We start from the raw sequence: 16,859 nt of genomic DNA, 5'->3' as shown, positions 1-16,859 counted from the left end.
GAGGAGTTCGCGCGCGTAGAAGCAGCGAACAGCTCGTTCGCTGCTTCTACGTGGGGCCGGCGAACGGGACCTACCGCACCGCCTGGGGCTTCATGTCGCGCTTGAGCTCGCGGGGCAGGGAGAAGGTCAGCTTCTCGTTCGCGGTGGTGATCTCCTCGACGTCGGCCCAGCCGCGGTCGGCGAGCCAGTGCAGGACGTCGCCGACGAGGATCTCGGGCACCGAGGCGCCGCTGGTCACCCCGACCGTGCGCACCCCGTCCAGCCACGCCTCGTCGATCTCGCCGGCGTGGTCCACGAGGTGCGCGTCGGCGGCACCGGCCTGCAGCGCGACCTCGACGAGACGCACGGAGTTCGAGGAGTTGCGCGACCCGACGACCAGCACGAGGTCGCACTCGGGCGCCATCTGCTTCACCGCGACCTGGCGGTTCTGCGTGGCGTAGCAGATGTCGTCGGACGGCGGGTCGGACAGCGCGGGGAAGCGCTCGCGCAGGGCGCGGACGGTCTCGAGCGTCTCGTCGACCGACAGCGTCGTCTGCGACAGCCAGATGACCTTCTCGGGATCGCGCACCGTGACGTCGGCGACGGCGGACGGACCGTCGACCAGCTGCACGTGATCGGGCGCCTCGCCGGCGGTGCCCTCGACCTCCTCGTGGCCCTCGTGGCCGATGAGCAGGATGTCGTAGTCGTCGCGGGCGAAGCGCTTGGCCTCCTGGTGCACCTTGGTCACCAGCGGGCAGGTGGCGTCGACGGTGCGCAGCTCGCGGGCCGCGGCCTCGGCGTGCACCGCCGGGGAGACGCCGTGCGCGGAGAAGACGACGGTGGCGCCCTCGGGCACCTCGTCGGTCTCCTCGACGAACACCGCGCCGCGCTCGGCGAGGGTGTTCACGACGTGGCGGTTGTGCACGATCTCCTTGCGGACGTACACGGGCGCGCCGTAGGTCTCCAGCGCCTTCTCCACGGCCACGACGGCGCGGTCGACGCCGGCGCAGTAGCCGCGGGGCTTGGCGAGCAGCACGCGGGACGCGCTGGCGGGCTCGGCCGGGTGCTCACGGGACATACCACCAGCCTACGGGCGACGCGCGTCACCGACCGGCCGCGCGACCCCGCCCGTGGCCGTCCGCACATCACCCGCCCGCTGCTGGCACCCTGTGCCGTATGAGTTCGCTCCCGTTCCCGGTGCGGGTCGCCGCCGGTCTGGTCGTCACCGCCGTCGAGGAGGCCAAGGACCTCCCGCGCACGGTCGCCGGCCTGCCCATCACGGCCGTCAGCCGCGTGCTGCAGATGACGATGCGAGCGCAGCAGGTCGTCACCGAGCTGGCGATCAAGGGCGACACCGCGCTCGACGGGATGCGACCGGTCGAGGAGGCCCCGTCGTGGGCGCGCTTCGACGACGACCTGCCCGAGGCGCTGCCCAGCGGGTACGCGTCGTACGACGTCGACGACACCTCGCTGGAGAGCACCGACCTCGCCGGCACCCCGCGCGTCAACGGTCACGCGGCCGCGCCCGCGCTCGGCGTCGTCGGCGACGACGGCGAGACGGCGTCGGTGACCCCCGACGTGCTGCCGGGCTACGAGACGATGACCATCGCCCAGCTGCGCGGGAAGCTGCGCTCGCTGTCGGTCGAGGACGTCGAGGAGCTGCTCGCCTGGGAGCAGGCCCACGCCGCGCGCCCGCCGTTCGTGACGATGCTGTCCAACCGGATCGCCACGCTGCACGCCGAGTGACCACCCCGCCGGCCACCAGCGCCGAGGAGCCGTGGCCGGTCCGCACGGTCGCGCGCAAGATCGCGGCCTGGATCGAGCGGCTCGGTGCGGTGTGGGTGGAGGGCCAGCTCACGCAGGTCACCGCGCGCCCCGGGAGCTCGACGGCGTTCCTCGTGCTGCGCGACCCCGCGGCCGACGTGTCGCTGGGGCTCACCGCGCCGACGTCGATGGTGCGCGGGGCCGTGCCGCCGCTGGCCGAGGGCGCGCGGGTGGTGGTGCACGGCCGGCCGTCGTACTTCTTCGGGCGCGGGACGCTGTCGCTGCGCGTCGACGAGATCCGGCCGGTCGGGGTCGGCGAGCTGCTCGCCCGCATCGAGCGCCTGCGCGCGCTGCTCGCCGCCGAGGGCCTGTTCGACCCGGGCCGCAAGCGCCGCCCGCCGCGGCTGCCGCGCTGCGTGGGCCTGATCACGTCGCGGGCGAGCGCCGCCGAGCACGACGTCGTCACGGTCGCGACGACGCGGTGGCCGGCGGTGCGCTTCCGCACCTACAACACCCCCACTCAGGGCGCGCAGGCGGTCCCCGAGATCCTCGACGCCCTGCGCGCGCTCGACCGCGACCCGGACGTCGAGGTCATCGTGCTCGCCCGCGGCGGCGGCAGCGTCGAGGACCTGCTGCCGTTCTCCGACGAGGCGCTGTGCCGCGGGGTGGCGGCGTGCCGCACGCCCGTCGTCTCGGCGATCGGGCACGAGCCCGACACCCCGCTCGTCGACCACGTCGCCGACCTCCGCGCCGCGACGCCGACCGACGCGGCGAAGCGGATCGTCCCGGACCTCGCCGAGGAGACCGCGCACCTCGCCCAGCTGCGCCGTCGCGCGCACCGCGCCCTGCACGCGTGGGTCGAGCGCGAGGAGGCGGGGCTCGCCGCGCTGCGCCGCCGCCCGGTGCTCGCCGACCCGCTCGGCCCCGTGACCGCGCGCGCCGACGCCGTCGCGGCCCTGCGCGCCCGCGCCCGCCAGGTGCTCGACGCCGGCCTCACCGCCCGCGACGCCGACGTGCGCCACCTGCGGGCCTCGCTGACCGCCCTCGGGCCCGCCGCCACCCTCGCCCGCGGCTACGCGATCGTGCAGCACGGGGACGCGGTGGACGCCCCGGTCCTGCGTTCCGCCGCCACCCCCGCGGCCGGCGACCACCTGCGCGTGCGCCTCGCCGACGGCGCCGTGCACGCCGTCGTCAACCCCGTCACCGACCGCGACGACGACTGAGGCCCGGGGTGTCAGCGAAGTGGCGTCACGGACGTTGAGTGTCCGTGACGGCACTTCGCTGGCACGGGGGAAGATGGCGGGCATGACGGAGAGCGACGAGCCGGGCTACGAGGAGGCGCGGGCCGAGCTCGAGCAGGTCGTGGCGCGCCTGGAGTCCGGGGGGCTGAGCCTCGAGGACTCGCTCGCGCTGTGGGAGCGCGGCGAGACGCTCGCCCGGCTCTGCGAGCGCCACCTCGCCGGCGCCCGCGAGCGCGTCGAGACCGCGCTGGGCGAGGCCGACGGCGGCCACCGCGACGACGGCTGAGGCAGCCGGGCGACACCCGGGCGAGGGAAGCCCGCGCGAGCGCCGTGATGGCGCAGACTCGACGCCCATGAGCAGCCCGTACACCCCGAGCGGGAGCGGCGGCAGCGGCGGCGGTGAGGTCGACCGGGCGGTGTCCGGCGCCCACGCCGACTACCACCGCGAGATCCAGCAGCACGTCGAGCCCGACGGGCTGGTCGACGACGTCGTCACCTACCGCATGCTCGCCCCGCACCTCATGCGCACGCTGCTGTTCCTCGTCGTGCCCACGGCGCTGCTCCTGCTCAAGGCGGTCATCGACTACCTGGCCGCGATGTCCTCGCCCGACGACCTCACCGACGTCGTGTCCCTGCTGCTCGGGCTCGTCATCGTCGTGCTCTACCTCGCCGGCATCGCGTCGTTCTTCGCGCCGGCCAAGGAGCCGATCGCCGAGCACGCACGGCTGCTCGAGAACCGCGGCGACGCGGCGGGCGCCGCGTTCGAGCACGTGCGCGCCGCCGCCGAGGCGCGCCGCAGCCCCGCCGAGGTCCGCTCGTCGAGCGTGGCGGGCGTGCCCGTCCTGATCTTCGAGCAGTACAGCGAGCGGGCGATGCTGCTGCTCCAGCCCTACGGCCGCGACCTCTACGTCGGCTGGACGATGTGGCGCTCGCGCTCCACCGCGACCCTGCTGCTGGCCTTCCTGCGCGACACCTTCGGCCGCTTCGCCCCCTCGCCGCGGTTCTCCGCCGAGTTGCGGGCCGCCGCGACCCGGGCGCTGCGCGAGAGCGTGCACTCGCTCTCGCGGGAGGGGGTGGCCGCCGCGCTGCACCTCGCGCCCGGGCCCGCTCCGTACCCCGCCGGCCCCGAGCCCGAGCCGTACACCCCGCAGGGCCACCGCGCCGAGCCGTACGCCGCCCCCGCCCCGACCGACGGCCGGGCGTGGCGGCCCGAGCCGCCCGAGCCGCCCGAGCCGCCCGCGGACCCGGCGCCGTCGGCATCCCCCGGCGCCCTCCCCACCGCCGGGCCGGACGAGCAGGCGTGGACCGGCGGCTGGTCGGCGCAGCGAGGGGGCGGGGGCGGCCGCGGGGACGAGGACCGGGTCGGCGTGGGCCGCCGCGAGGCCCCCCGCCGCGACGCCGACCGCCGCAACGCCGACCGCCGCGACGCCGACCGTCCCCAGCCCCGTCCCGAGCCCCGTCCCGACCCCGACGACGGCTGGGGGCCGCCGCCGCGCGACCGCTGGTGAGGATCAGCGCACGAACGGCGCCGCGAGCGTGGCCTCGGCGAGCTGGCGGAAGCGCTCGACCGGCGCGCTGCCGGTGACGAGCAGGCGCACGCCGTCGACGTCGGTGACCCACAGCGCCTCGCCGCGCCGCCCGGTGTGCGTCACCCACATCCGGCCGCCGGCCTCCACCGTGCCCGTCGCGGTGGGATCGCCCGCCTCCGAGACGACCAGCGCGACCTCGTCGGCGTCCGACTGCACGAGGCGCGCGAACTCGTCCTCGGGCGTCACCCACCCGACGCGCGCCGCCCGCGGCACCGCGGTGGCCCCCGGGGGGCCGAGGAGCACGACGTCGGACGACTGGGCGATCCAGTCCGGCGGCAGCGTCGGCACCCGCAGCGGCACGCCCACCGAGGGCTGGGCGCGGCGCAGCTCGGCGGCCGGGTCGATCCGGGGCAGGCTGTCCCGGTCGACCTCGGGTTGGCCGGGCGCGAACGAGCACGCGCGCAGCAGCCCCGCCAGCAGCAGCACCGCGACGCCGAGCACCACGAAACCCCGCAGCAGCGCCGCCGGCCCGCTGCGGGGCCCGGGGTCGCGCGCGCCGGGGTCGCTGGGGGAGGTGGACACGGCGCCATCCTCGCAACCCGCGGTGTGAGGCGCTTCCGCACACCGGCCCGCCGGGCCCGGTTCTGCGAGGATGGGCGATCCGTCCGCCGGGACCACCGCCGGTCGGTGTCAGGACCCCGTCAAGGACCCCGTCACGACCCGTGACCCCGCCCGCCCCACGGAGGTGCACCCGGTGAGCTCGCAGGAAGCCGCGTCCCGCGTCCGGTCCCCCGAGCAGCCCGACCGCAACCTCGCGCTCGAGCTCGTCCGGGTCACCGAGGCCGCCGCCATGGCCGCCGGCCGCTTCGTCGGTCGCGGCGACAAGAACGGCGGGGACGGCGCCGCCGTCGACGCGATGCGCAAGCTCATCGGCTCGGTGTCGATGCGCGGCACGGTGGTCATCGGGGAGGGCGAGAAGGACGAGGCCCCGATGCTCTACAACGGCGAGGAGGTCGGGAACGGCGACGGCCCCGAGTGCGACGTCGCGGTCGACCCCGTCGACGGCACCACGCTGATGGCCAAGGGCATGCCGAACGCGCTGGCCGTGCTCGCGGTCGCCGAGCGCGGCGCGATGTTCGACCCCTCCGCGGTCTTCTACATGTCCAAGCTCGCCGTCGGCCCCGAGTGCGCCGACGTCGTCGACATCGACGCCCCGGTGCGCGACAACCTGCGCGCGGTCGCCCGCGCCAAGGGCATCAACGTCTCCGACGTCTCGGTGGTGGTGCTCGACCGGCCGCGCCACGAGCAGCTGGTCCAGGACATCCGTGACGCGGGCGCCCGCATCCGCTTCATCTCCGACGGCGACGTGGCCGGCGCCATCGCCGCCGCCCGCCCGGAGAGCGGTGTCGACATCCTGCTCGGCATCGGCGGGACACCCGAGGGGATCATCACCGCGGCCGCGCTGGCCTGCATGGGCGGCGAGATGCAGGCCAAGCTCTGGCCCAAGGACGACGACGAGCGCGAGAAGGCGCTGGGCGCGGGCCACGACCTCGACCGCGTGCTGCGCACCGGTGACCTCGTGCGCGGGGAGAACATCTTCTTCTGCGCCACCGGCGTCACCAACGGTGACCTGCTGCGCGGGGTGCACTACCGGGCGGGCGGCGCGTCGACGCAGTCGCTGGTGATGCGCTCGAAGTCCGGGACCGTCCGGATGATCGACGCCTGGCACCGCCTGCACAAGCTGCGGGAGTACTCGAACGTCGACTTCGGCGGGCGCGACGACGATCCCGACGGCACCCCGGCGTGGGGACCCGAGCACCCGGCCCTCTAGCACGAGGATGGGATGATCCGGCGTCGCTCGGGGTAGCCCGATGTGACCAGAATCTTCTCGGAGGTCCCCGTGTCGACCCCTGTGCACAGGTCCCCGTCCGCCCTGCTGACCGTCATCCTCGCCGTGCTCGCCGCGCTCCTCGTCGGGGCCGGCGGCGCGGCCGCGGCGCCGTCCCCGACACCCGCCCCGGCCGGGCTGCCGGCCCAGGCCGCGCCGGCTGTGCCGGCCGTGCCGGCGGTCGCCATGACCGCCGGCACGCCCTGCGCCGCGACCGTCGACGCCTGCGTCGACCTCTCCGAGCAGCGGGCGTGGCTCACCGACGGCGCGGGGACCGTCACCTACGGGCCGGTCGGCGCGCTCGGGGGCACGCGGAAGGACCCGACGCCGACCGGCACGTTCACGGTCGACGACAAGGACCGCGACCACGTCAGCAACCTCTACGACGCCGACATGCCGTACTCGGTGTTCTTCGCGCCGGCGATCGCGTTCCACACCGGCAGCCTCTCGGAGCGCTCGCACGGCTGCATCCACCTCGGGAAGACGGCGTCGAAGCGCTTCTTCGCGAACCTCTCGCCGGGTGACACCGTGCAGGTGGTGCGCTGAGCCCGGTGAAAGACTGGCCGGTATGACCGACGAGCAGGAGTACCGGACCGAGCACGACACCATGGGCGAGGTCCGGGTGCCGGCCGCCGCGCTGTGGGCCGCGCAGACCCAGCGCGCCGTCGAGAACTTCCCGATCTCCGGACGCCCCATCGAGCCCGCGCAGATCCGGGCGCTCGGGCTGGTCAAGGGCGCGTGCGCGCGGGCGAACCGCGAGCTCGGGGTGCTCGACGCCGACCTCGCCGACGCGGTTGCCGCGGCCGCGGACGAGGTGGCCTCCGGCGCCCACGACGGGGAGTTCCCGATCGACGTGTTCCAGACGGGCTCGGGCACGAGCTCGAACATGAACGCCAACGAGGTCATCGCGACCCTCGCGTCGCGCGCCCTGCAGAGCTCCGGGGCCGACCAGAAGGTCCACCCGAACGACCACGTCAACGCCTCGCAGAGCTCGAACGACGTCTTCCCGACCACCATCCACGTCGCGGCGTCCGAGGCGATCGTGCGCGACGTCGTCCCGGCGCTCGACCACCTCGGCGCGGTGCTCAACCGCAAGGCCCAGGAGTGGCGCCACGTCGTCAAGGCCGGGCGCACGCACCTCATGGACGCCGTGCCGATCACCCTGGGCCAGGAGGCCGGGGGCTGGGCGAGCCAGTGCAGCCACGGCACCGAACGCCTGCGCGCCGTGCTCCCCCGCCTCGCCGAGCTGCCGATCGGCGGCACCGCGGTCGGCACCGGCATCAACACCCCGGAGGGCTTCGGCGGCCGGGTCGTCGAGGAGCTGCGGCAGGCCACCGGCATCCCCGAGCTCTCCGAGGCCCGCGACCACATCGAGGCCCAGGGCGCCCGCGACGGGCTCGTCGAGGCGTCGGGCGCGCTGCGCACCGTCGCGGTCAGCCTCTACAAGATCGCCAACGACGTGCGCTGGCTGTCGTCGGGACCCTCGACCGGGCTCGCCGAGATCCGCATCCCGGACCTGCAGCCCGGCTCGTCGATCATGCCCGGCAAGGTCAACCCGGTGATCTGCGAGGCGACGATGATGGTCGCCGCGCAGGTGATGGGCAACGACGCCACCGTCGCGTTCTCGGGCAGCCAGGGCAACCTCGAGCTCAACGTCATGATGCCGGTGATGGGCTACAACGTCCTGGAGTCGGCGCGGCTGCTCTCGGCGGCCGCCCGCCTGCTCGCCGACCGGGTCCTCGAGAACACGGTGCCCGACGAGGAGGCGTGCCGCCGGTACGCCGAGTCGTCGTCGGCGATCGTCACGCCGCTCAACCGGCTCATCGGCTACGAGGAGGCGGCGAAGATCGCCAAGCAGGCGATGAAGGAGCGGAAGACGATCCGCGAGGTCATCGAGGACGAGGGCTACGTCCGGGACGGCCGCCTCACGCAGGAGCAGCTCGACGAGGCGCTCGACGTGCTGGCGATGACCCGGGTCGACTCCTCGTCGTGATGCGGTCGTGACGCTGTCGCTGATGCTGTCGCTGATGCTGTCGTGACGCTCTTCGGCGCGGTCGTCGCCACCTCCGGCGAGGTGGCGGCGACACGCTCGCGCAAGGCCAAGACGGCGGCGCTCGCCACGCTGCTCGCGTCGCTGGAGCCCGACGAGGTCCGGCCGGCGACGGCGTGGCTCGCCGGCGAGATGCTGCAGGGCCGCACGGGCATCGGCTGGCGCACGCTGCAGGCCGTCACCCCGACGCCGGCCACGGTGTCGACGCTGACGGTCGGCGACGTCGACGCCGCCCTCGACCGGCTCGCGGCGCTCGCCGGCTCGGGGACGGGCGTCGGGGCGCGGCGCGCGGCCGAGCTCGCCGGCCTGCTCGGCGCGGCGACCGAGGACGAGGGCCGCTTCCTCGTGCGGCTGCTCGGCGGCGAGCTCCGCCAGGGCGCGCTCGAGGGGATCATGATCGAGGCGGTGGCGGCCGCCGCGACCCTGGCGGGCGGAGCGACGGGACGTCGGGTGGAGGTGCCCGCCGACGCCGTGCGGCGCGCCTTCATGCTCTCGGGGCGGCTCCCGGCGACCGCGCACGTCGCCCTCACCGGCAGCGACCCCGTCGTCGAGCTGGGCGCGGTCGGGCTCGAGGTCATGCGGCCGCTGCGCCCGATGCTGGCCTCGCCGGGCGACTCGCTCGCCGCGGCCCTGGCCGAGCTCGGCGCCCCCGACGGCGACCCGGGTGTCGTCGTCGAGCACAAGCTCGACGGGGCGCGCATCCAGGTGCACCGGCGCGGCGACGAGGTGCGGGTGTGGTCGCGGACGCTGCACGAGATCACCGACGCGGTGCCCGAGATCGTCGCGCTGGTCCGGGGCCTCGCCGTCGACACCGTCGTGCTGGACGGCGAGACCCTCGCCGTCGCCGAGGACGGCCGGCCGCGCCCGTTCCAGGAGTCGATGAAGGGCCTGGGCAGCGGCGCCATGCAGCCCTGGTTCTTCGACTGCCTGCACCGCGACGGCGTCGACCTCGTCGACGAGCCGCTGGCGGCGCGCCGTGAGGTGCTGGCCGGGGTCGTCGGTGACCGGCTCATCCCCGGTGTCGTCCGTCCGACCGTCGCGCAGGCCGAGGCCGCCGTCGCCGACGCGCTCGCCGCGGGGCAGGAGGGGTCGATGGTCAAGGCCCTCGACTCCACCTACTCGGCGGGCCGGCGCGGGCGGGCGTGGCAGAAGGTCAAGCCGTCGCACACGCTCGACCTCGTCGTGCTGGCCTGCGAGTGGGGCTCGGGGCGGCGGCGCGGGTGGCTGTCGAACATCCACCTCGGGGCGCGCGGGGCCGACGGGGACTTCGTCATGATCGGCAAGACCTTCAAGGGGATGACCGACGCGACGCTCGCCTGGCAGACCGAGACGTTCCCGCGGTACGAGACGCACCGGGACGCGCACACCGTCCACCTACGCCCGGAGATCGTCGTCGAGATCGAGCTCGACGGCGTCCAGACCTCCACCCGCTACCCCGGCGGCGTGGCCCTGCGCTTCGCCCGGGTCGTCCGCTACCGCGACGACAAGCCGGCGTCGGAGGCCGACACGATCGAGACGGTGCGGGCGCTGCGGGGCTGAGGTGGTGCAGCGAACGGGCGGTTCGCTGCTTCTACGCGCGCGAACCCCCCGTTCGCGCCCCCACCGGCTCCCCGCCGAGCTCGCCGCGCCGGACCGCGCGGCGCTCGAACCAGATCGTCGCCGCCGGCGGGATGCTCGCCGCCAGCGCGAGCACGGTGGTGGCCGCGCTCCAGCGGAACACGCGGGCCGTGACCAGCGCGACCACGACGTAGGCGACGAACAGCGCACCGTGGACCGGCCCGAACACGCGGACGCCGAGGTCGTCGAACACGACGAGGTACTTGAACACCATTCCCACCAGCAGCCCGATCCAGGAGCAGGCCTCGGCGATCGCGACGGCGCGGAAGGTGCGGGCGAGGGCGGGCGCGCGCGACGGGGTCAGGGTGGACGACACCCCTCCACTCTGCCGGGGCCGTGCCGGATCGGGAGCGCCGTGCGGGGATCGCCACGCGTAGGCTCGTGACACGTGCAGTTCCTCGACGGCGGGCGCCCGCCCCACGACCTGACCTACGACGACGTCTTCCTCGTCCCGACGCGGTCGGACGTGGCCTCCCGCTCCGACGTCGACCTCGGTGCCGCCGACCCGTCGGGCGCCACGATCCCCGTCGTCGCGGCGAACATGACCGCGGTCAGCGGGCGGCGCATGGCCGAGACGCTGGCGCGCCGCGGCGGGCTCGCCGTCATCCCGCAGGACGTCGACCCGGCCGCCGTCGCCGACATCGTCGCGGGCGTGAAGTCGCGGCACACCGTGTGGGACACGCCGGTCGTGCTGCACCCCGGCGACGCGGTGGCCGACGCGCTGAACCTCGTCAACAAGCGCGCGCACGGCGCGGTGGTCGTCGTCGACGACGCCGGGCGGCCCGTGGGGGTGGTCAACGAGTCGGCGTGCAGCGGGGTCGACCGCTTCACCCGCCTCGCCGACGTCCTGTCCCCCGCGGTGACGCTGCCGGTGACGACGGCCCCGCGCGATGTGTTCGACGCGCTCCAGGACCCGGCGCACGCGGGCACGCCCGCGCTCGGGGTCGACGAGGACGGCCGCCTCGCCGGCATCCTCACCCGCACCGGCGCGCTGCGCGCCGAGGTCTACCGGCCCGCGGTCGACGCCGACGGGCGCCTGCGGGTCGCCGCGGCGCTCGGCGTCAACGGGGACGTGGCGACGCGGGTCAAGGAGCTGGTCGCGGCGGGCGTCGACGTGCTCGTCGTCGACACCGCGCACGGCCACCAGGAGAAGATGCTCGCGGCGCTGGCCGCCGCCCGGGGAGCCGCGCCGGGGGCCGTCCTCGTCGCCGGCAACGTCGTCACCGCCGCGGGCACGCGTGACCTCGTCGCGGCGGGTGCGGACATCGTCAAGGTCGGCGTCGGCCCGGGCGCGATGTGCACGACGCGCATGGCCACCGGCGTCGGGCGGCCCCAGTTCTCGGCCGTCGCGGAGTGCGCGGCCGCGGCCCGGGCGGCCGGGGCGCACGTGTGGGCCGACGGCGGGGTCCGCCACCCCCGCGACATCGCGCTCGCGCTCGCGGCCGGGGCGTCGGCGGTGATGGTGGGGTCGTGGTTCGCCGGCACCTACGAGTCGCCCGGCGACCTGCTGCGCGACGAGCACGGCGCGGCGTACAAGGAGTCGTTCGGCATGGCGTCCAAGCGCGCCGTCAGCGCCCGCACCCGCGGCGACGGCGCCTTCGACCGCGCCCGCAAGGGCCTGTTCGAGGAGGGCATCTCGTCCTCGCGCATGCGCCTGGACCCCCAGCGCCCCGGCGTCGAGGACCTCCTGGACGCGATCTGCGCGGGCGTGCGCTCGGCGTGCACCTACACCGGCGCGGCGACGCTCGAGGAGTTCCACGCCCGCGCCGTGCTGGGCGTGCAGTCGGCGTCGGGGTTCGCGGAGGGTCGCCCGCTGCCCGCCGGCTGGTGAGCAGCGAACGGGTATCTCGCTGCGTCTATGCGTGCGAGATACCCGTTCGCTGCGACCACCCTTAGAGCCGCTCCCCCTCCAGCATCTCGGTGACGAGCGCGGCGATGGGCGAGCGCTCGGACCGCGTCAGCGTGACGTGGGCGAAGAGCGGGTGGCCCTTGAGCTTCTCGATCACGGCGGCGACGCCGTCGTGGCGCCCGACGCGCAGGTTGTCGCGCTGGGCCACGTCGTGGGTGAGCACGACACGCGAGTTGGTGCCCAGCCGCGAGAGCACGGTGAGCAGCACGTTGCGCTCCAGCGACTGGGCCTCGTCGACGATGACGAAGGCGTCGTGCAGCGAGCGCCCGCGGATGTGGGTCAGCGGCAGGACCTCGAGCATCCCGCGCTCGATGACCTCCTCGACCACGTTCGACGAGACCAGCGCGCCGAGCGTGTCGAACACCGCCTGCGCCCAGGGCGCCATCTTCTCGTTCTCGCCGCCGGGCAGGTAGCCGAGGTCCTGGCCGCCGACCGCGTAGACGGGGCGGAAGACGACGACCTTGCGGTGCTGCTGGCGCTCGAGCACGGCCTCGAGGCCCGCACACAGTGCGAGCGCCGACTTGCCGGTGCCGGCGCGCCCGCCGAGGGACACGATGCCGACGTCGGGGTCGGAGAGCAGGTCGATCGCGATGCGCTGCTCGGCGGAGCGGCCGTGCAGGCCGAACACGTCGCGGTCGCCGCGCACCAGGCGCACCTGCTTGTCCGGCGTGACGCGGCCCAGTGCCGAGGACGTGCCCCCGAGCAGGCGCAGCCCCGTGTGGCACGGCAGCTCGCGGGCGGCCTCGACGTCGGCGAGCCCGTCGGCGAACAGCGTCGACACCTCGTCGGGCGTGGCCGTGACCTCGGCGGTGCCCGTCCAGCCCGTCGTCGTGACGTCCTGCCCGTGGTACTCGTCGGCCGGCAGGCCCACCGACGCCGCCTTCACCCGCAGCGGCATGTCCTTGGTGACGAGGGTGACCGGGTGGCCTTCCGCCGCCAGGTTGAGGGCGCAGGCGAGGATGCGGCTGTCGTTCTCCGCCGTCCGGAACCCGGCCGGCAGCACCGACGGGTCGGAGTGGTTGAGCTCGACGCGCAGCGTCCCGCCCTCGGGCGTCATCGGGAGCGGCTGGTCGAGGCGGCCGTGGTGGATGCGGAGGTCGTCGAGCAGTCGCAGCGCCTCGCGGGCGAACCACCCCAGCTCGGAGTGGTGACGCTTGCCCTCGAGCTCGGAGATGACCACGAGCGGCAGGACGACCTCGTGCTCGGCGAACCGCGTGGGGGCCCACGGGTCCGACAGCAGCACGGAGGTGTCGAGGACGTAACAGCGCACGCCGTCCGCGACCCCGGAGGGGTCGGCGGCGGGGGTGCTGGCGGTGCTCACGGAAGCGGGACGCTCGGCCGGTGCTGCGCTCACGACGACTCCCTCGAGCGGCCACGGCACCCGCGACCACTGTGTTCCTCGGAGGAACGGGTCGGCTAGCCCGGTGGCTCGACGGCGCGGTGGCGCGGCCCGGGGGCCGTCCTGCGCCATCGCGGGGCAGTGCCGGGTGCCGGCCCTCCCCCGGGACCGGAGCGCGGCGGTCGCGTCGCGCCGATCGCGGTGCGCAGTGCCGCGTGGGCACCTGCTCCGCGAGCGGTGGACGTCCCCGTCCCGCCCCGATCTGCCACTACCGGCCTCCCCGGACGCCCCGCATCCGGTGCGGGTCCGTCGGCGCGGACGCTACCGCCGGTAGCCGGTCGTTGTCGCGCGACGAGCGTGACGAGTTGGTGACGTGACTCACCGATTCTCGGGCGATCTGCGACGACCGCCGACCGTTCGGCGCAGCACCGAGGACCGGACGGGGCGACCGCTGGTCGCGGGCGACGGGGCGGCGACGGCCGCGGCACGCAGGTCGGCCCGGCGCTCGGCCCGCAGCTCGGCGGGCGTCGGCGGGGCGTCGAGCACGCGGACGAGACGCGCCGTGACCGCGTCGGCGGGTCGGGACCCGTCACCCAGCAGCCACGGGCGCAGCAGGCGGGCGCCCTCGACGTAGGTCGTGGTGTGGGTGCGCCACCGGGGATGACCGAGGAACTCGAGCATCCGCCGCGCCCGCGGCTCGTCGAGGAGCAGCCAGCGGCACAGGTGCGCGACGACCTCGTCGGGCGAGCGGTGCTCGTCGTGCAGCATCAGCGCGGCGTCCTGGCGCACCGGCGCGAGCCGGGCCATGACGTCCTCGACGGCCTCCCCGAGCGCGCCCCGCTCCGGGTCGGCGGGCACGCCCGCGGCGGCGAGGACCTCGGCGTTCCACCGGCCCCACCCCGGGCCGACCACCGCCTCGAGACCCAGCTCGGCGGCGCCCTCGGCCACGAGGCTCTGCGGGGTGCGGGCGAGGAAGACCTCGCGCTCGGGGCGGGTGCGACGCCCCGCGCCGTCGAGGGAGTCGGCGAGGCCGGCAGCGGTCCGGCAGTGCTCGGTGTGGTGGCCCGGGTATGCCTCGTGGGCCACGAGCAGGGGCAGGTGCGTGACGCGGTGCCCGATACCGCCGTTGACGGCCACCGCGGAGCGCCGGGGTCCGATCCAGCGACTGAACCCGCTCCACGGCGCGGCGTCGACGACCTCGATCGTCACGTCCTCGCGGGGCGGCAGGCCGACCGTGGCCGCGGTCCGCTCGCGCAGCGCGGCCACCGCCGCCGCCAGGGCCGTCGCGAGGTGCTCGGCGGGCAGGCGGTCGCCGTCGCGGAACGCCGCGAGGCGGTCGGGCAGCGCCCCCGTCCCGCCGAGCAGGGCGTCGAGGTCGCGGTGGGCCTCGCGGTAGCGGTCCTCGGCGCCCCGGGCGATCCGCACGTCGAAGCAGCGCTCGACCTCGTCGACGAAGCCGACGTCCCGCCCGCCGGCCCGCTCGGCGAGCACCCGGCAGGCCCGCAGCTGGGCGTCGAGGAACGCGACGCGGGCGGTGTCGGCGGGGTCCGTGGAGTGGGTCGCGGCTCCGGCCAGCTCGGCGCGCAGGCGGTCGGCCTCGCGGGCCAGCTCGTGGGGGTCGGGCGCCGGCGCGGCCGCGACCCGGGCGGCGTGGGCGGGGTCGCCGAAGTGGGCGTCGAGCACCCCGGGCACCACGCGGTCGAGCCGCAGCGCGAGGTCCACGTAGGCCCGCGCCGGCCCGTCGAGACCCCCGCCCGGGCCCGGGTCCGCAACCACCGGACGAGGCTACGCCGAGTGGCGCTCCGGAGCCTCGTCCAGCGGCGCACGGCCCTTGATACGACACCCGGGTGTCGAGGGCTGCGACGCACGGCCACTGAATGCCCCGCCGGCCGCGGAAAACGGGGTGCGACCGCGCGGTGGATCACCCGGATATCGCACTACAGTCGCGCTCGGAATTGTCAATCACTCGATGGTGGGCCGCCGCTGGAAATGCGGCTCCGCCGGCAGATAGCTTTTCTCCCGTCAGCCGCACCGTCCGTGGGGCTGGAGCCATTCGACGGGAACCCCGAATTCCCGCCGATGACCACGAACGAAACTGGAGCACTGGATGCTGAAGAAGGCGGGAATCGTCGTCCTGGGCGCGACGGCGGGCATGATCTCCCTCGCTCCCCTGGCCAGCGCCGGCGAGATGCGCGGCCACGACCACGACCACGACCGCGCCGAGAGCCACTCCTCGAGCGACTGCGCGAGCGCGACCGCGGTCGGCGGCCGGCAGGGCAACACCGGCAGCCAGCTCGTCGGCGTCAACAACACCAACATCCAGGCCCCGATCAACCAGCTCGGCGTGCTCAGCAGCTACGAGAACGACTGCGACGACGACGACGACCGTCGCGGGCACCGCGGCGGTCACCACGGTCACGGCGGCCGCGACGACAACGACGACGACGGCGGCAGCAGCGCCACGGCCGTCGGCGGCGACCAGATCAACACCGGCGACCAGCTGATCGGGATCAACAACACCAACATCCAGGCCCCGATCAACCAGCTCGGCGTCCTCAGCTCGTACGACAACGACTGAGCGACGAGGCGCCGCGGAAGGCGCCCTCTGATCTGTGCGCGACCGTGCCCATCGGGGGATGGCACGGCCGACGCGAGGACGCAGGTCACGACGGCCCCGGGAGCACCTGCTCCCGGGGCCGTTTCGCGCATTCCTACTGACCGAGCCGGCGATTCCGCCGCGAATAATCGCGCAGGGCGCGCAGGAAATCGATGTGCCGGAACTGCGGCCACAACGCCTCGGTGAAGTAGAACTCCGAGTACACGGACTGCCACATGAGGAAGCCCGAGAGGCGTTGCTCGCCGGAGGTGCGGATGACGAGGTCCGGGTCGGGCTGGCCCGAGGTGTAGAGGTGCTCGGCGATGTGGTCGACGTCGAGGACCTCGGCGAGCTCCTCGATCGACGTGCCCGCCTCCGCGTGGCGCAGGAGCAGCTTGCGCACGGCGTCCGCGATCTCCTGACGCCCGCCGTAGCCGATCGCGACGTTGACCTGCATCCCGTCGCGGCCCGCGGTGCTGCTCGCGGCGGCGTCGACCCGCTCGGCGATCTCGCGCGGGAGGGCGTCCGGGTTGCCCACGACGCGCAGCCGCCACCGCCGTGCCGGGGCCGCGAGCTCCTCCACGGCCGAGGCGATGATCTCGAGCAGCGCGTCGAGCTCGGCGGCGGGCCGGTCGAGGTTGTCGGTCGAGAGCAGGAACAGGGTGACCAGCTCGACGCCGGCCTCCTGGCTCCAGTCGAGCAGGTCGACGATCTTCTCCGCGCCCGCGCGGTGCCCCGCGCTCGGATCGGCCAGCCCGGCCTCGCGCGCCCAGCGCCGGTTGCCGTCGAGGATGACCCCGATGTGACGGGGCGGCGCGCTCGTCGCCCCGCGCCGGCGCAGCCGGCGCTCGTAGAGCGAGTAGGCGACCCTGCGCAGATCGTCCCGGAGTGTCACGGGCCACCACGCTAGCCGGTGGCCCTGACGGCGCGGATCCCCGTCACGGGGC

Annotated in this window: 16 protein-coding genes; 10 read left to right on the top strand and 6 right to left on the bottom strand. The window is 75.1% G+C overall.

Annotated features, from left to right (window positions below; genetic code table 11):
* Positions 1-70 precede the first annotated feature (70 nt).
* On the bottom strand, positions 71-1,057 hold the full coding sequence (locus tag ACYX4T_RS25250; protein ID WP_476011963.1) for a 4-hydroxy-3-methylbut-2-enyl diphosphate reductase: 987 nt from the start codon (positions 1,055-1,057) through the stop codon (positions 71-73).
* Positions 1,058-1,155: 98 nt separating this feature from the next.
* On the opposite strand from ACYX4T_RS25250, the gene ACYX4T_RS25245 reads away from it, so the two are divergent.
* The 4 genes from ACYX4T_RS25245 (at position 1,156) to ACYX4T_RS25230 (ending at position 4,492) form a co-directional block, all read left to right on the top strand.
* Positions 1,156-1,725 (top strand): lipid droplet-associated protein, encoded by a 570-nt coding sequence (locus ACYX4T_RS25245; protein ID WP_476011962.1) that lies wholly within the window; start codon positions 1,156-1,158, stop codon positions 1,723-1,725.
* Positions 1,722-2,966: an exodeoxyribonuclease VII large subunit gene (xseA, locus tag ACYX4T_RS25240; protein ID WP_476011961.1), complete on the top strand. Its 1,245-nt coding sequence runs from the start codon at positions 1,722-1,724 to the stop codon at positions 2,964-2,966. The genes ACYX4T_RS25245 and xseA overlap by 4 nt, the downstream gene beginning before the upstream one ends.
* A gap of 82 nt (positions 2,967-3,048) precedes the next feature.
* Entirely contained in the window at positions 3,049-3,270 is a 222-nt protein-coding gene (locus ACYX4T_RS25235; protein ID WP_476011960.1) for an exodeoxyribonuclease VII small subunit, read from the top strand.
* A gap of 67 nt (positions 3,271-3,337) precedes the next feature.
* On the top strand, positions 3,338-4,492 hold the full coding sequence (locus ACYX4T_RS25230; protein WP_476011959.1) for a hypothetical protein: 1,155 nt from the start codon (positions 3,338-3,340) through the stop codon (positions 4,490-4,492).
* A gap of 3 nt (positions 4,493-4,495) precedes the next feature.
* On the opposite strand, the gene ACYX4T_RS25225 is transcribed toward ACYX4T_RS25230, so the two are convergent.
* On the bottom strand, positions 4,496-5,095 hold the full coding sequence (locus ACYX4T_RS25225; protein ID WP_476011958.1) for a DUF4245 domain-containing protein: 600 nt from the start codon (positions 5,093-5,095) through the stop codon (positions 4,496-4,498).
* A gap of 172 nt (positions 5,096-5,267) precedes the next feature.
* Here ACYX4T_RS25225 and glpX point away from each other — a divergent pair, with 172 nt between their 5' ends.
* From glpX to ACYX4T_RS25205, 4 genes are all read left to right on the top strand, one after another.
* Positions 5,268-6,344 (top strand): class II fructose-bisphosphatase, encoded by a 1,077-nt coding sequence (gene glpX / locus ACYX4T_RS25220; protein ID WP_476011957.1) that lies wholly within the window; start codon positions 5,268-5,270, stop codon positions 6,342-6,344.
* A 69-nt stretch (positions 6,345-6,413) separates the two neighbouring features.
* The gene (locus tag ACYX4T_RS25215) at positions 6,414-6,947 is read left to right on the top strand and encodes a L,D-transpeptidase (protein ID WP_476011956.1); all 534 of its coding nucleotides are present in this window, start codon (positions 6,414-6,416) and stop codon (positions 6,945-6,947) included.
* Between the two features lie 22 nt (positions 6,948-6,969).
* Positions 6,970-8,394 (top strand): class II fumarate hydratase, encoded by a 1,425-nt coding sequence (locus ACYX4T_RS25210; RefSeq protein WP_476011955.1) that lies wholly within the window; start codon positions 6,970-6,972, stop codon positions 8,392-8,394.
* Positions 8,395-8,436: 42 nt separating this feature from the next.
* Positions 8,437-9,990, top strand: coding sequence for an ATP-dependent DNA ligase (locus ACYX4T_RS25205; RefSeq protein ID WP_476011954.1), 1,554 nt, complete (start codon positions 8,437-8,439; stop codon positions 9,988-9,990).
* Positions 9,991-10,021: 31 nt separating this feature from the next.
* Here the strand turns inward: ACYX4T_RS25205 and ACYX4T_RS25200 are convergent, their stop codons facing one another.
* Positions 10,022-10,384 (bottom strand): DUF3817 domain-containing protein, encoded by a 363-nt coding sequence (locus ACYX4T_RS25200; protein ID WP_476011953.1) that lies wholly within the window; start codon positions 10,382-10,384, stop codon positions 10,022-10,024.
* A 72-nt stretch (positions 10,385-10,456) separates the two neighbouring features.
* Between ACYX4T_RS25200 and ACYX4T_RS25195 the strand changes: the two genes are divergently transcribed.
* Positions 10,457-11,899 carry a GuaB1 family IMP dehydrogenase-related protein gene (locus ACYX4T_RS25195; protein ID WP_476011952.1) on the top strand — a complete coding sequence of 481 codons (1,443 nt, stop codon included), beginning with the start codon at positions 10,457-10,459 and terminating at the stop codon, positions 11,897-11,899.
* 61 nt (positions 11,900-11,960) lie between these two features.
* On the opposite strand, the gene ACYX4T_RS25190 is transcribed toward ACYX4T_RS25195, so the two are convergent.
* Together ACYX4T_RS25190 and ACYX4T_RS25185 are read right to left on the bottom strand one after the other, a co-directional pair.
* Positions 11,961-13,298, bottom strand: a complete 1,338-nt coding sequence (locus ACYX4T_RS25190; RefSeq protein ID WP_476011951.1) for a PhoH family protein — start codon at positions 13,296-13,298, stop codon at positions 11,961-11,963.
* 396 nt (positions 13,299-13,694) lie between these two features.
* Positions 13,695-15,092, bottom strand: a complete 1,398-nt coding sequence (locus ACYX4T_RS25185; RefSeq protein WP_476011950.1) for a DUF885 domain-containing protein — start codon at positions 15,090-15,092, stop codon at positions 13,695-13,697.
* A 331-nt stretch (positions 15,093-15,423) separates the two neighbouring features.
* On the opposite strand from ACYX4T_RS25185, the gene ACYX4T_RS25180 reads away from it, so the two are divergent.
* Positions 15,424-15,894 (top strand): hypothetical protein, encoded by a 471-nt coding sequence (locus ACYX4T_RS25180; RefSeq protein ID WP_476011949.1) that lies wholly within the window; start codon positions 15,424-15,426, stop codon positions 15,892-15,894.
* Between the two features lie 133 nt (positions 15,895-16,027).
* On the opposite strand, the gene ACYX4T_RS25175 is transcribed toward ACYX4T_RS25180, so the two are convergent.
* Positions 16,028-16,789 carry an isoprenyl transferase gene (locus ACYX4T_RS25175; protein ID WP_476015370.1) on the bottom strand — a complete coding sequence of 254 codons (762 nt, stop codon included), beginning with the start codon at positions 16,787-16,789 and terminating at the stop codon, positions 16,028-16,030.
* Positions 16,790-16,859: the final 70 nt, after the last annotated feature.

This window comes from Actinomycetospora sp. ABD4_176, assembly GCF_056311855.1.
The sequence above is the reverse complement of the archived record's forward strand: the minus strand, read 5'-3'. Positions and strand labels throughout refer to the sequence as shown.

Coding starts and splice junctions, on each gene's coding strand:
- ACYX4T_RS25250 (WP_476011963.1), bottom strand. CDS start 1,057: ATGTCCCGTGAGCACCCGGCCGAGCCCGCCAGCGCGTCCCGCGTGCTG.
- ACYX4T_RS25245 (WP_476011962.1), top strand. CDS start 1,156: ATGAGTTCGCTCCCGTTCCCGGTGCGGGTCGCCGCCGGTCTGGTCGTC.
- ACYX4T_RS25235 (WP_476011960.1), top strand. CDS start 3,049: ATGACGGAGAGCGACGAGCCGGGCTACGAGGAGGCGCGGGCCGAGCTC.
- ACYX4T_RS25230 (WP_476011959.1), top strand. CDS start 3,338: ATGAGCAGCCCGTACACCCCGAGCGGGAGCGGCGGCAGCGGCGGCGGT.
- ACYX4T_RS25210 (WP_476011955.1), top strand. CDS start 6,970: ATGACCGACGAGCAGGAGTACCGGACCGAGCACGACACCATGGGCGAG.
- ACYX4T_RS25180 (WP_476011949.1), top strand. CDS start 15,424: ATGCTGAAGAAGGCGGGAATCGTCGTCCTGGGCGCGACGGCGGGCATG.